This window comes from Acidobacteriota bacterium (assembly GCA_009861545.1).
GTDB lineage: Bacteria > Acidobacteriota > Vicinamibacteria > Vicinamibacterales > UBA8438 > WTFV01.
On record VXME01000024.1, the window covers coordinates 1 to 14,299 of the forward strand.

12 protein-coding genes are annotated in these 14,299 nt (G+C 69.7%); 6 read left to right on the forward strand and 6 right to left on the reverse strand.

What is annotated here, in order from left to right; translation table 11 throughout:
- The 6 genes from selB to pckA all read right to left on the reverse strand — a co-directional run.
- Positions 1 to 982: selenocysteine-specific translation elongation factor (selB, locus tag F4X11_03515; protein ID MYN64083.1), on the reverse strand; the 982-nt coding region annotated here is incomplete at its 3' end.
- A gap of 48 nt (positions 983 to 1,030) precedes the next feature.
- Positions 1,031 to 3,283, reverse strand: coding sequence for a ribonuclease R (gene rnr / locus F4X11_03520; protein MYN64084.1), 2,253 nt, complete (start codon positions 3,281 to 3,283; stop codon positions 1,031 to 1,033).
- The gene (locus tag F4X11_03525) at positions 3,280 to 4,512 is read right to left on the reverse strand and encodes a DUF4147 domain-containing protein (protein MYN64085.1); all 1,233 of its coding nucleotides are present in this window, start codon (positions 4,510 to 4,512) and stop codon (positions 3,280 to 3,282) included. The genes rnr and F4X11_03525 overlap by 4 nt, the downstream gene beginning before the upstream one ends.
- A gap of 86 nt (positions 4,513 to 4,598) precedes the next feature.
- Entirely contained in the window at positions 4,599 to 4,910 is a 312-nt protein-coding gene (locus tag F4X11_03530; protein MYN64086.1) for a hypothetical protein, read from the reverse strand.
- Between the two features lie 80 nt (positions 4,911 to 4,990).
- Positions 4,991 to 6,439, reverse strand: a complete 1,449-nt coding sequence (gatB, locus tag F4X11_03535; GenBank protein ID MYN64087.1) for an Asp-tRNA(Asn)/Glu-tRNA(Gln) amidotransferase subunit GatB — start codon at positions 6,437 to 6,439, stop codon at positions 4,991 to 4,993.
- A gap of 20 nt (positions 6,440 to 6,459) precedes the next feature.
- A complete protein-coding gene (gene pckA / locus F4X11_03540; GenBank protein MYN64088.1) occupies positions 6,460 to 8,058 on the reverse strand; it encodes a phosphoenolpyruvate carboxykinase (ATP) in 1,599 nt (532 codons plus the stop codon).
- Between the two features lie 134 nt (positions 8,059 to 8,192).
- Here pckA and F4X11_03545 point away from each other — a divergent pair, with 134 nt between their 5' ends.
- The 6 genes from F4X11_03545 to F4X11_03570 form a co-directional block, all read left to right on the forward strand.
- Positions 8,193 to 8,873, forward strand: coding sequence for a sigma-70 family RNA polymerase sigma factor (locus tag F4X11_03545; protein MYN64089.1), 681 nt, complete (start codon positions 8,193 to 8,195; stop codon positions 8,871 to 8,873).
- On the forward strand, positions 8,870 to 9,535 hold the full coding sequence (locus tag F4X11_03550; GenBank protein MYN64090.1) for a hypothetical protein: 666 nt from the start codon (positions 8,870 to 8,872) through the stop codon (positions 9,533 to 9,535). Before F4X11_03545 ends, F4X11_03550 begins: the two co-directional genes overlap by 4 nt.
- Complete coding sequence (locus F4X11_03555; GenBank protein MYN64091.1) at positions 9,536 to 10,732, forward strand: 4-hydroxy-3-methylbut-2-enyl diphosphate reductase; 1,197 nt, start codon at positions 9,536 to 9,538, stop codon at positions 10,730 to 10,732. It abuts the gene before it with no gap.
- A gap of 103 nt (positions 10,733 to 10,835) precedes the next feature.
- Positions 10,836 to 11,276: a hypothetical protein gene (locus F4X11_03560; GenBank protein MYN64092.1), complete on the forward strand. Its 441-nt coding sequence runs from the start codon at positions 10,836 to 10,838 to the stop codon at positions 11,274 to 11,276.
- Positions 11,277 to 11,387: 111 nt separating this feature from the next.
- Complete coding sequence (locus F4X11_03565) at positions 11,388 to 13,061, forward strand: TolC family protein (protein MYN64093.1); 1,674 nt, start codon at positions 11,388 to 11,390, stop codon at positions 13,059 to 13,061.
- A gap of 19 nt (positions 13,062 to 13,080) precedes the next feature.
- A partial coding sequence (locus tag F4X11_03570) for an efflux RND transporter periplasmic adaptor subunit (protein ID MYN64094.1) occupies positions 13,081 to 14,299 on the forward strand: 1,219 nt, incomplete at its 3' end.

Below are 14,299 nucleotides of genomic sequence, written 5' to 3' on the forward strand. Positions count from 1 at the left end.
AGTTGTTTATATGAGACATACCCTCCTCTGCCCCGCCGCCCTTGCCGGCAGCGGCGCGCGCCGCCCCTATCGCCAGGCGGGCCATGATCTCGCTGGTTCCCTGGTGAAAGCGTACCCGCGCCCCGTACTTCAGCGGCCGGGCGCCGTCGAGCAGCGTCAGCCTCCCGTCGAATCGCCGCGACGCACAGAGGCCCCCCTCGGTGGTGAGCGTGTCGCCACGCTGCAGCTCATCGACGCCGACGGCGGCCAGATTGACGGCCACCCGCTGCCCGGCGCGCGAGGCGGGCCTGGGCTCGCCGTGCACCTGCAGGCCGCGCACCTTCACCCGCCGGCCGGCGGGCATCAACGTGAGCTCGCCCTCGCCCTCGATGACGCCGGACGCCTGGGTGCCGGTGACCACCGTCCCGAACCCCTTGACGCTGAACGTACGGTCCACCGGCAGCCGGGGGATGCCGCTGTCCGCCCGCCCGGAGGCGCCGTCCGAGAGCGCGGCGAGCTCGCGCCGCACGTCGTCGAGCCCGGCCCCGGTGCGCGCCGACACCGGTACCAGTGCGGCGCCGTCGAGGAACGAGCCCGCTATCAGCTCCCGGGTCTCCAGGCGCACGAGCTCCAGCGTCTCCTCGTCCACGAGATCCGCCTTGGTCAGCGCCACCAGACCGCCACCCACTCCCAGCAGGCGGCAAATGTCGAAGTGTTCGCGGGTCTGGGGCATGACCGACTCGTCGGCCGCGATGACGAGCAGCACGCAATCCATGCCGCTCGCGCCCGCCAGCATGTTGCGGACGAACCGCTCGTGCCCCGGCACGTCGACGAACGCGAGCTGCGTGTCGCCGTGCCGGTACGGCGCGAAGCCGAGGTCGATGGTGATCCCTCGGGCCTTCTCTTCCTGCAGCCGGTCCGGATCGATCCCCGTCAGCGCCTCGACGAGAGTGCTCTTGCCGTGGTCGATGTGGCCGGCCGTGCCGACCACGAGGTGCTTCACGGATCCGATCATCGCACGGTCACGCCCGACGCGGCGGGCGTCGGCGGGTCATCGACGCTGTTTCCGCCCGGCGCCGCGCCGCCGCCGATCGCTCCGCGCGGGTCGGCGCGAGCGCGCAGCGCTCCCCGGGCCCGACGGCCGCACCGCGTTCAGCACGTCGGTCAGGGCCAGGTCGAGCTGGCGGTGCGCGGTATCCACGCGCACGAGCCGCACCCGCACGCGGTCTCCGAGCCGGTAGACCTTGCCGGTGTTCTCGCCCTGCCAGAGGTGGTGGCGCTCGACGTAGCGGTAATAGTCGTCGGCCATGCTCGACACGTGAACCAGCCCTTCGACGAACTGCTCCACAAGCTCGACGAAGAGGCCGAACGCCGTGACGCCGACCACGTAGCCGGTGAACTCGCCGCCCACCTTGTCGGCCATGAACCGGACCATCTGCCAGTGGACGAGCTCGCGCTCCGCGTCCTCGGCCCGGCGCTCCAGCTCGGACGTCCGCCGTGCGATTTCCGGCAGAGCCTCCGACCACCGGCGCATCCGTTCCACCGCTTGCGCGGGCCGGCGGCTCGCCCGCAGCGCCCGATGCACGATCAGGTCCGGATACCGTCGAATCGGCGACGTGAAGTGCGTGTAGGATGCCGCCGCCAGCCCGAAGTGGCCGTGGTTTTCCGGCTCGTACCGCGCGAGGCGCATCGTTCGCAGCATGAGGCGGGCGACGGGTCGTTCTTCCGGTTTCCCGCGCAGCCGTTCGATGAGCCTCTGGAAGTGCGTCGGCGCGATTGCATCGGGCGGCGCCGCGAGACTGTAGCCGAGAGAGGTTGCGAACTCCTCGAACGCCTCCACCTTGGCCGGGTCGGGGCGCTCGTGCACGCGAAACAGTGCCGGCATCTCCTGCCGGACGAGGTGTTCCGCCACCGTCTCGTTCGCGATGAGCATGAACTCCTCGATGATCCGGTGGGCCGTGGTGCGCTCATCGGCGACGATCGCCGCGACACGGCCGGCGTCGTCGCGTCGAAAACGGGCGACCGGCACGTCGAAGTCGATGGCTCCGCGCCGCCGCCGGCGCTCCGTGAGAATCGCGGCCAGCGCCCCCAGCGAGACGAGGAAGGGCGCGATGTCCGCGTACTTCCGCCCCGCCGGTGACGCGGGATCGCGCAGGAGCGCGTCGACGTCGGTGTAGGTCATGCGGGCGTTGCTGTGAATGATGCCGTCGTGGATTTCGTACCCCACCACCTCGCCGGCGCGGTCGATCTCCATGACGCACGACTGCACCAGACGATCGACCCGCGGCTTCAGGCTGCACAGCCCCGTGGCCAGCTCGGGAGGAAACATGTGCACCGCGCGATCCGGAAAGTAGACGGACGTGCCCCGCTCGGCGGCGCTTCGGTCGAGGGCGCTGCCGTCGGCCACGTAGTGCGACACGTCCGCGATGTGCACCCCAAGACGCGCGTTGCCGCCGGCGAGCGGCTCGAGGGTGATGGCGTCGTCGAAGTCGCGGGCCGTTTCGCCGTCGATCGTGACCGTGGTGAGACGGCGGAAGTCGGTCCGTCCCTTGCGGTCGCGGGACCGCAGCGTCTCCCCCAGCCCCTGCGCCTCGGCAACGGCATCGGGGTCATGAGCCTCCGGAATTCCGTGCGCGCGCAGTACCACCCGAACGTCCACTCCGGGCGTATCCAATGTTCCGAGCACTTCGATCACCCGGCCCAGCGGACCCCGCGTCGCGGTCGGAAAACGTGTCAGCTCCGCTACGACCAGATCGCCGATCTGCGCGCCGGCCTGCTCGTCGCGCGGCACCTGCACGTCCATCGGCAGGCGCCGGTCGAGCGGTACGACGTAGCCGATGCCGGCGCCGTCCGCCTCGTACCGGCCGACGAGCTGCGCGGCCGCCCGCTCCACGATTCGCAGGATCCGGCCCTCGGCCCGACCGGGATCGCTACGCCGCTCCACCCGGACCACGACCCGATCGCCATGCATCGCCTGGTTCAGATTGGTCCCCGCGATGTACACGTCGCTGGCGATCCCATCCACCGGATGATCCGGGGCCACGAATCCGAAGCCGCGCGGGTGCACGTGCACGCGGCCGGTAACCAGGTGCATCCGGTCGGGCAGCCCGTAGCGATGACCGCGAATGCGAATCAGATCGCCCCGCTCGACGAGAGCCCGGAGTCGGCGGCGAAGCGTCGCGCGCTGATTGGCGCGCCATCCGAGCCGTTCCATCAGCTCGCGCACCGTGGCGGGATGGTCCACCTCCCGGCGCAACGTATCGAGGAGCTCGTCCGCGGTGACCATCGTGGCGCCGGCCGTCACCCGATCAATGCGACCTGCAGGTCGCCGACGTTGGTGTCGGTCGGCCCTGTGTAGATCAGGTCGCCTAACGCCTCGAAAAAGGTGTAGGAATCGTTCGCGGCCAGGTAGTGCTCGGGCCGGTGCAGCCCGCGCTCGGCCGCTCGGCCCGGCGTCGACGTATCGACCAGGGCGCCGGCCGCGTCGGTCGGACCGTCTATGCCGTCCGTACCGACGCTGGCGACCACCGCGTCCGGAAACCGCCGCGCCAGGTGGAAGGCGGCGGCGAGGGCGAACTCCTGGTTGCGCCCGCCCCGTCCCGGGCCCTTGACCTGCACCGTGGTCTCCCCGGCGGACACGATGCACAGCGGCCGCGGCTGCTCGTGCGCGAGGCGTGCAATGCTCCTCACGTAGCCCTCGGCCGCTCTGCGCGCCTCCCCGGTCACCGGCTCGTCGATGACCGTCACGGAGAAGCCCAGCTCACGGGCCCTGCGCACCGCCCCCTCGACCGCATCGCGCCGGCTGCCGATCAAGTGGTAACGGGCGCCGGCGAACCGGGCATCCCCCGGTTTGGGGCTCTCCTCGAGTTCACCGCGGACGCCCCGTTCGAGCGCCTCCAGCGCACCCCGCGGCAGCGTGCCCGCTCCGCCCGCTGCCCGGCAGATCGACAGCGCCTCCGCGAACGTCGTCGAGTCGGGTGTCGTCGGTCCCGAGCCGATGACCGCGGGATCGTCCGGTTGCGGGTCGACGACGTCGGAGATCGCCAGGGTCACGACCCGGCCTCCGGCCGCCACCGCAAGCCGGCCGCCCTTGATCGCGGACAGGTGCTTGCGCACACAGTTGAGCCCGTCTATCGCGACGCCTGCCCGCAGCAGGACGTCGGTCACCGCCGACTTGTCCTCCAGGGTCAGACCGGCGATCGGCACGGCGAGCCCGGCCGAGGCCCCGCCCGACAGCAGCAGCACCAGGACCTCGTCCGGCCCCAGGCCGCCGGCCAGCGCCAGGGCGCGGCGCCCGGCCCCGACGCTTCCCGCGGTGGGCACGGGATGTCCGACGTCGAACCACTCGAGGTTGCCGGCCGCACCGCCGGCTTGCGGAGACGCGACGAGCCCCCGCTCGCCCGCCCGCGGCACCACGGAGACGAACGCCGACGCCATCTCCGACGCGGCCTTGCCGGCTGCCACGACCAACGGGATCCGGTCGCCGATCGCCTCGTCCACTGCGCCTGCGCTCAGCGCTCTTGCAACGAGCATCGACGCCCCGGCCGCCGCGATACCCTCGCGTACGATGTCCGGAGCGTGGCGCCGCAGGCTTGCGAGAGTCAGAAGAAGGCTCGAGGTCAGTGGGTCGGTTGCCGGCCCGAGGAAGCCGACAGGCGGGTCACGCCGTCGATCTGCCGCAGCAGGCGGCTGACGACCTCGTCACCGTGCTCGCGGGCACACAAGCGATCCACGTTCGCCATCAGCTTGCGAAGGGCCGCGTCCACGTCGGTCATCGTCTTCTGCGAGTAGTACTCGCGCTGCTGGTCCAGGCACTGCCAATGCTTGCGCAACTCTTCCCGGTAGAAATCGGATCGAGCGGAGGGTGCACGAACCAAGCAGCCACTGTCGGGATGCGGCGAGCGGGGAGGCTCGCTGTTGGTCACCGGCATGGATTCGTATTCAGAAAGTCTAGCGACCGGGGCTTCGCTCTGTCAAACCGCCGTCACGAGGCGCCCCGTCGTGCGTCCGTTCACTCTTCGCCGGTTCCGAGCGCCTCCTCGAGCAGCCGGTTGACCACCCGCGGGTTGGCCTGGCCCCGCGTGGCACGCATGACCTGTCCGACCAGAAAGCCCAGGGCGCCCTTCTTCCCGGCCCGGTACTTGCCGACGGCGGCCGGATGCTCGGAAAGGGCCCTCCGTACCGCCGCCTCGAGCTCTCCCACGTCACCGATCTGCGACAGTCCCTCCGCCTCGACGATGGCCTCCGGCGGCCGCCCGGTGGCGGCCATCTTCTCGAACACGTCGCGCGCAACCGAATTGCTGATCGTCCCGCCGTCGACCAGGCGAATCAGCGCCCCGAGCGCCGCCGGGGTGACATTCGTCGCGGCAATCCCCACCCCGAGAGTCTTCATCCGCTGCGCCACCGCTCCCATGATCCAGTTCGCCGCGGCCTTTGCGTTCCCGGCCGCGGCGGCCGCCGCCTCGAAGAACGACGACAGGTCCGGGTCGTCGGCCAGCAGCGCGGCGTGGCTTTCCGGGAGTCCATGGTCGGCCATCAACCGCTGCTTGCGGGCCTCGGGCAGCTCCGGCAATTCCTCCCGCACGCTCGCGACCCAGTCGGGATCGAGCACGAGGGGGGGCAGGTCCGGATCCGGAAAATACCGGTAGTCGTGGGCTTCCTCCTTGCTGCGCATGGACACCGTGCGGCCGCGGGCGACGTCCCAGAGACGGGTCTCCTGCACGACGGTCCCGCCGCTCTCGAGCAGCGCCGACTGGCGGCGGACCTCGTAGTCGAGGGCCCGCTCCAGGAACCGGAACGAGTTGAGGTTCTTGATCTCCACCTTCACGCCGAGCGCTTCGGCGCCCCGCGGACGCACCGAGACGTTGGCGTCGCAGCGCAGGCTGCCCTCCTCCATGTTCCCGTCGTTCACCCCGGCGGCGAGCAGGATCCCGCGCAGCCGCTGAAAGAAGCGGGCCGCCTCGGACGGCGCCCGCAAATCGGGCTCCGTCACGATCTCGACGAGGGGCACGCCGCTGCGGTTGAAGTCCAGGTAGGTCTTCGCGCCGGAGTCGGGCAACCCGTCATGAATCGACTTGCCGGCGTCCTCCTCCATGTGCACCCGCATGATGCGCACCCGCCGAGCCGCTCCGTCGTCCAGGTACTCCACGTGCCCGTCCGTGGCGAGCGGCTCCTCGTACTGCGAGATCTGATAGCCCTTCGGAAGATCGGGATAGAAGTAGTTCTTGCGCGCAAAGACGGAGGCGCGGTGGACGGTGCAGTCGAGCGCCGCCGCGGTCCGCACCGCGTGCTCCACGGCGCGCTGGTTGAGGACCGGCAGGGCGCCGGGCAGGCCGAGGCAGACCGGACAGACCTGACTGTTCGGCGGGGCGCCGAACGCGGTGCTGCAACCGCAGAAGATCTTGGTCTCGGTCAGGAGCTGGGCGTGGACTTCAAGCCCGATGACCGGTTCGAACAACATGTCCCGCGAACAGGCAGGCCTCAGACGCTCGGGCCGGCGCGCCGCACGTCCTCGTCGGCCTCCGCCTCGAACGCCTTGAAGTTCTCGGCGAACATTCCTGCAAGCCGTCCTGCCTGCGCGTCGTAGGCGGCGCCGTCGCTCCAACTCGCGCGCGGGTGCAGACTGTCCGCGGGCACGTTCGGAACCGCTGTCGGAACCTCCACGTTGAAGATCGGATCGGGAGCGTAGGGGACATCGTCGAGCGCGCCCGAGAGCGCCGCCCCGATCATGGCGCGGGTGTGCCCGATCTTCATGCGGCTGCCGACGCCGTACGCGCCGCCGCTCCAGCCCGTGTTCACCAGCCAGACCCTGGCGCCGCGGGCCGCGATCCGGCGCCCCAGCAGCTTCGCGTAGACCGTCGGATGATGCACCATGAACGGCGCGCCGAAGCAGGTGCTGAAGGTCGCCTTGGGCTCCGTGACGCCCTTCTCCGTTCCCGCCACCTTGGCCGTATAGCCGGACAGGAAGTGGTACATCGCTCCCGCCGGGGTCAGCCGTGAGATCGGCGGCAATACGCCGAACGCATCGCAGGTCAGCATGACCACGTTGGCCGGGTGGTCGCCCTGCCCCGAGGGCACCCAGTTGTCTATGAAAGAGATCGGATAGGCTCCGCGGGTGTTCTCGGTGAGCGTGTCGTCGTCGAGGTCCATCGCGCGGGTCGCCGGATCGAGCACGACGTTCTCGAGGACGGTCCCGAAACGGCGCGTGGTGCCGTAGATCTGCGGCTCGGCCTCTTCCGACAACCGGATCATCTTCGCGTAGCAGCCGCCCTCGAAGTTGAATATGCCGCGGTCGCTCCAGCCGTGCTCGTCGTCCCCGATGAGGCGGCGCGCCGGATCGCTCGAGAGCGTCGTCTTGCCCGTCCCCGACAGGCCGAAGAACAGCGCGGTGTCGCCGGACGCGCCGATGTTCGCCGAACAGTGCATCGGCATCACGTCGCGCAACGGCAGCAGGTAGTTCATGACGGTGAAGATCGACTTCTTGATCTCGCCCGCGTAGCTGGTGCCCCCGATCAGAACGAGCCGCCGCGCGAAGTTGAGCAGGATGAACGTACCCGAATTGGTCCCGTGGCGTGCCGGGTCGGCCGCCATCGACGGGATGTCGATCACGGTGAACTCCGGGGCGTGGCCGCCGCCCGGCGTGCCTGCCGGCTGCTCCAGGAACATCGTGCGCGCAAAGAGGCTGTGCCACGCCCGCTCGGTGATGATCCGCACCGGAAGCCGATACGCCGGATCGGCGCCGGCGAAGCAGTCCTGGACGTACAGGACCTTGTCGTCGAGGGCGCTCACCACCTCGTCGTGCAGCGCATCGAACCGGACCGCGTCGATCGGACGGTTCACCTTCCCCCACCAGACGTCCGCGGTGGTGGACGGTTCATCGACGAGGAACTTGTCGTTCGGCGATCGCCCCGTGTGCGGGGTCGTCAGGCAGACGAGCGGGCCGGACTCGGCGATCGAGCCCTCTCCCTGGCGCACCGCCTCCTCGTACAGGGCCGCAGTACCGAGATTCCAGTGCAGATGGCGTGGCCGTGCGATGTCGAGGATCGAGGAAGGTTTCACTTGCGGCGGTGCCTCCGGCATAGGTGAGCAAACCTTAGTCGCGCGGCGTTCCCGAAGTCAAACCGGCCGGGGTATCATATGCAGTGGCCGTTTTCGCGTAAACGTTCGGCCGCCGCTACTCGTCACCATCGGGTACAGAGCCCAGCTTGCAGGTGATGGCCGTCACACACGTCGCACCAGCCGTTCGAGAGGAACGCGCCGCCGTCGATTCGCAGATCGCCGAGGCCGTGTGCGCGCTTCTCATCCGCGGAGACCGCCTCGCCGCGGGCGAACGCTTCGCGGAGATAGTCGAGCGCCATCAGCGCCGGGCGACGCGCATCGCCTACTACTACCTGCGCGATCCGGCAGAGGTCGACGAAGCCGTCCAGGATGCGTTTCTGAAGGCTTTCGTCAACATCCGTTCCTTCCGGGAGCGGCTGTACTTCGAGCTCTGGTTCACCCGGATCCTCGTCAACGGCTGCCTCGACCGATTGAAGTCGCGCGCGCGCCGCAACCGCTGGATCGTATCGGCCGGAGAGAACGACGCCGGCCGCGAGTGGAGAGACGACCTCGATCGGCGTGCGGCGCTCGAGCCATCGCCCGAAGCGACCCTTCTGCAGGCGGAACGCCGGGCGGAACTGATGGCGGCGGTCGATCGTTTGCCCGACCGGCAACGCGCCGTGGTCGTGCTCAGCCAGTTCGAGGGGCACGCCACGCGCGACGTGGCCGCCATGCTCGATCTGACGGAAGCCACCGTCCGCGTGCATCTCTTCCGCGCGATTCGCTCGCTGCGGCGCATTCTCGGTACCGAGCACTGGTTCCAGGAAAAGCAGGCCGAAGAGGCGGGACACGCATGAGCACGCGGGTTCTTCGAGACAGGATCGGAGCGCTGCTCCGGTCGGCGCGCCGCGGCAGCCGGTCGCCGCACCTGACCGACCGCGAGCTGGCACGGGCGCTTGTGAAGGCCGACGGCGCGCACCCGGCCGCGGCGGGCGATTCGCATCTGGCCGAGTGCATGCAGTGCGCGGCCCGCGTCAGCGCCCTGCAGTCGGACCTCGACCGCCTCACGACGGCGGCGGAATCCGCTTTCGACGACGCCCACCCCCCGTGGCGGCTCGTCCGGCAACGCCGCCGAATCATGCACAGGATTCAGCGCGCGGCCGGCGGGCGGAGCTCGGCGCGCATCCTGAGATTTCCAACGTCCCCTTCGCTTTCCGTCGCCGACGCGCACCCGAGCCGGCGGTGGCTCTCGCTGGCGGCCGCGGCAGGCCTGCTCCTCACCGTCGGCATCGGCCAGGTAATCGACGGTCGACGCCAGCAGCCGCCTCCGAACCCGGGAGCGGCCGACGCGCTGTCGCAGCCGATCATCGGGCCGGCGGCCGGGCCGCCGCAGGCGGTCGCGGACGAGCAGTTCATGCGCGAGCTCGAAGAGGCTCTCAACTCCTCCCGCGTCAGTCCTCTCGTCGCCCTCGACGAGATGACGCCGCGGGTGCGCGCCGCAGCGATCGACATCCGGTAGATGGCTGCGACAATCTTCAGGAAGGGCCTCGACCTCAAGCACGCCGTCGCCGGCGAGTTGGCGCGCGACTACCACAGCCGGATCCTCGATCGGATTCGCGAATCCGATTTCGTCTGGCGGAGCGGACGCCTCACCCTGCACCTCGCCCGCGAGTTCGGCTTCTGCTACGGCGTCGACCGCGCCGTGGACTACGCGTATCAGACCCGCCGGAAATTTCCGGACCGGACGGTATTCCTGACCGGCGAGATTATCCACAACCCGCACGTCAATGATCGGCTGCGCAACGCCGGGATCCGGTTCCTCAGCGATCCCGGCGAGCGAATCGAGCAGGTCACCGCGGACGACATCGTGATCCTGCCGGCGTTCGGGGTCACGATCGCGGCCCTGGAGCAGCTCGTCGGCTGCGGCTGCACCCTCGTCGACACCACCTGCGGGTCGGTCCTCAACGTCTGGAAGAACGTCCGGCGGTACGCGCGCGACGGCTTCACCGCGATAATTCACGGCAAGGTCCAGCATGAGGAGACGCAGGCCACGGCATCCCAGGTCCGGGTCGCCTCTGACGGCCGCTACGTCATCGTCCTCGATTGCGAGGAGGCGGGTGTCCTCTGCGAGTTCATCCGCGGGCGGATCGACGCCGCGGCGTTTCTCGACCGGCTCGGACCCGGCTGCTCCCCCGGTTTCGATCCGGCCCGAGACCTCGTGCGGGTGGGGCTCGCCAACCAGACGACGATGCTGATGTCGGAGTCCGTCGAGGTCGGGGATCTGGTGCGCGGCGCGATGCTCGACCGTTACGGCGAAGCCGCGCTCCCCCGCCACTACCGCGCGTTCGACACGATCTGCAGCGCCACGCAGGATCGGCAGGACGCCGTGGTCGGCCTCCTCGACGAGCAACGCTTCGACCTGGCGATCGTGATTGGCGGCTACAACAGCAGCAACACGCGAAACCTGGCGCGGATCTGCGCGGAACGGATCGCGACGTATCACATCTCGGACCCGTCCTGTCTGGAACCGGCGCTCGTCCGGCACCTTCCGCCCGGAGGGCGGCCGGGAGCCGAGATCGCGACGCGCGACTGGCTGCCGGGCGGTGCGCCGCTGACCGTCGCGCTGACGGCCGGCGCCTCCACGCCGGACAACATCGTCGGCGAGGTCGTCGAGCGGCTGTCCGATCTGGCAGGCGGCGAGCTCTCGACTTCGTAAACGCGGGGCGGCGCGTGACCGTCTTGCTGTTCAGGGAATCGGACGCGGCTGGGGTATCCTGACGGGCCACGCAGACCAGGACGCAACTGGCGGGGAATCGGCGATGAGCAAGACGCGCGGATGCATGACGGTCGTCCTCCTCACGGCGATCCTCTCTCTCGCGGTCGCCGCCGAGGCGACACAGCGCTTCAAGTGGTGGCAATCCGACGAGGTCGTCTCCGAGATAGGGCTGACCGAAGAGCAGGGAGCCGACATCGAGGCGATCTTCCAGGCCCTGAGGCCGAGACTGCGGGATCTGGCCCGGCTCCTGCATCGGGAGGAGGACGAGCTGACCGCGATCATGCACGCCATGCAGGCGGAGGAGTGGGAGGTCGCCCTGCAGATCGACAAGGTCGAGGCGGCCCGCAGCGCGCTCAGCAAGACCCGTACGCTGATGCTGTACCGGATGCACCGTACGCTGACCGCGGACCAGTCGGAAGCCCTGCACGCCATGTGGGAACGGCGCCGCTCCCATGGAGACTCGTCGTCCCGCAATCCCGACTAGCGGGCCCGCCGCATCGAACCGTCCGCGCACCCCGCCCGTCTATAACGGTCGCCGGGGAAGATTCCCGCGTCGGCGCGGGTCCAAGTACCCCGAGTCTGGAGGAACGCCTTGATGACCCTCGCCCGTGTTCTACCCGTCGTCCCGTTGCTCGCCGCCGGCTGGCTCCTGATCGCACCCTGCGCAGGGCACGCCCAGACTCTTCGAACCGGTGTCGGCGGCGTCGTGTCCCAGGCCGCGCTCCAGGCGAGCCGGACCACACCGGCGGCGCGGCGCTTCGACCTGACGCTGGACGACGCGGTCCAGCGCGCCCTCGAGCGCAACCTCGACATCGCCGTGCAGCGCATCGACCCGCTGGTGCAGGACATGGCCGTCGCGACCGCCAACTCCGCGTACCTGCCCCTTGCGTCGTCCGGCTTCGGACTGAACCAGCGAACCAGCCCCAACCGGACGCTGTTCGACGGCGGCGGTCTCCGCGGCACGAACATCGTCAACGAGCAGGGCAACTACAACCTCGGGATGAACCAGCGGATGAAGTGGGGCGGCGGCCAGTACGACGTCACCTGGAACAGCAACCGCGTGGAGTCGAACAACATCTTCACCACCTTCAACCCGAGCTTCGGCGCCAACATGACCCTGGGGTACACGCAGCCGCTGCTGCGCGGCTTCCGCACCGACCCGCAGCGCACGCAGCTCCTCGTCTCGCGCATCAACCGCGACATCTCCGACATCGGCCTGGAGCAGACCGTCATCAACACGCTCGCCAACGTCCGCCTGGCCTACTGGGAGCTGGTCTACGCGCGCGCCGCGGTCGCCGTGCAGCAACAGGCGCTGGAGCTGGCCGAGCAGCTCGTGCGCGACAACCGGGCGCGCGTGGAAATCGGCACCCTGGCCCCGATAGACGTCGTGCAGGCGCAGTCGGAAGCCGCTGCGCGGCGGCAGTTGCTGGCGCAGGCGGTCCGCACCCTGCGGGCCAACGAGCTGACGTTGAAGCAGCTCATCGTGGGCGGCACCGCGGACGAGTTGTGGGACGCGGAGATCAACCCGACCGACCAGCCGCGGATCGAGGCTACGCCGATCGATCTGGAGACAGCGATTCGCGGCGCACTGGACCGGCGCACCGACATCTCGCGGGTGCGACGCGAGCTCGACATCAACGACGCCCAGGTCGACAACTTTCGCAACAGCACCCTTCCCCAGCTCGATCTCGTCGGCACCTACCAGTTGACCGGCCAGGGCGGATCGCGGCTGGTGCCCGCCGGAAGCTCCTTCGAAGCAATCTTCGGCGGCGCGGGCGGCGTCATCCCGGGCGGCTACGGAGATGCCATCAACGACATCGTCGACGCGGACTACCCGTTCTGGAGCGTCGAGCTGCGGATGAGCTATCCCCTCGGCCAGAGCGCGGACAGGGCGGCCTATGAACGGGCGCGGCTGCAGCAACAGCAGGCCCAGGCCCAGATCCGCCAGATCGAGCTGCAGGTCGCCGTGGAAGTCACGAACGCCGCGCTGCAGATCGACGCGATCCAGCAGCAGATCGAGGCGGCGACGGCCTCGCGCGAGCTGGCCGAAGAACAGCTCCGGGCCGAGGAGAGCAAGTTCGAGGTGGGACTGTCCACCAACTTCTTCGTCGTGCAGGCCCAGCGCGATCTGGCGACCGCGCAGGATACGGAGCTGCGCGCGATACTCGACTACCAGCGGGCCCTGATCGAGTTCGAACGCGCCCAGCGCACTTCACTCGGCAACGCCGGAGTCACCGTCGTCGGCGGCGGTGGAGGCGGCGCGCCATAGTCGTCCGACGAGGGACAACATGAGACGCATCCTGCTCGCCCTCCTCATCCTCGGCGGTGCGATCACCGCCTACGGCTACTACAGCGTGCGGACCGTCGAGTTCGTTCCGGACGTCAGCACCGTCGCGGTGACGGAGGGCGACATCGTCGACACCGTGGGAGCAACGGGCGCGCTCGAGGCGGTGACGACCGTCCAGGTCGGCAGTCAGGTCTCCGGGATCATCCAGGAGCTCCACGTCGACTTCAACTCGATCGTGCGCGAGGGGGACGTCATCATGCGGCTCGATCCGTCGCTGTTCGAGACGCAGCTCGAGCAGGCGCGCGCCAACCTGCTGCGCTCGGAGGCGGAGGTCGAACGCCTGTCCGTCGCGGTCGACGACGCCGCAACGCAGCTCCGGCGATCGCGCGAGCTGGCGGCAGGCGAGCTCATCTCCGAAACCGAGCTGGAAGCCGCGGAGGTGGCGCTGCGTTCCGCCGAAGCCCAGCGCAAGTCGGCCCAGGCCCAGGTGCGCCAGTCGCAGGCCTCGCTCAGCATGAACGAGGTCAACCTGGAGCACACCGTCATCCGGGCACCGATCGACGGCATCGTCACCTCTCGTCTCGTCGACGTCGGCCAGACCGTGGCGGCCAGCTTCCAGGCGCCGGAGCTGTTCGTCATCGCGGCGGACCTGACCAAGATGCGGGTCATCGCGAACATCGACGAGTCGGACGTCGGCCGGATCCGGCCGAACCAGCGCGTGACGTTCACCGTGGACGCCTTCCCGGCCGAGGAATTCGAGGGCAGCGTCTCGCAGATCCGGCTCGAGCCGATCGTCACGCAGAACGTCGTGACCTATGCGACCGTCATCGACGCCCCCAACCCCGAGCTCAAGCTCAAGCCGGGCATGACCGCCACGGTGACCGTCGAGGTGGCGCGGCGGGAGAACGTGACGCGGATCCCCAACTCTGCGCTCCGATTCCGGCCGACGCCGGCCGTGTTCGCGGCGCTCGGCCAGCCCGTGCCGCCCGAGCTGCAGTTGGCCGGTCGCGGCGGGAGCGGACGCGCACGGTCGGGTGCGATGCCGGCCGGCGCCGAGCGACCGGCAGGTACGTCGGGCGCCGAGGCGCGCGGGTTCGGACCGCCCGGCGGCGGAGGGCCCGGCGGCTTCGGCGGGGGCGGCGGCTTCGGTCCCCCCGGCGGCGGAGGAGAAGGGCCCGGCGGCTTCGGCGGGGGCGGCGGGCCGGATCCGGAGCGACGGC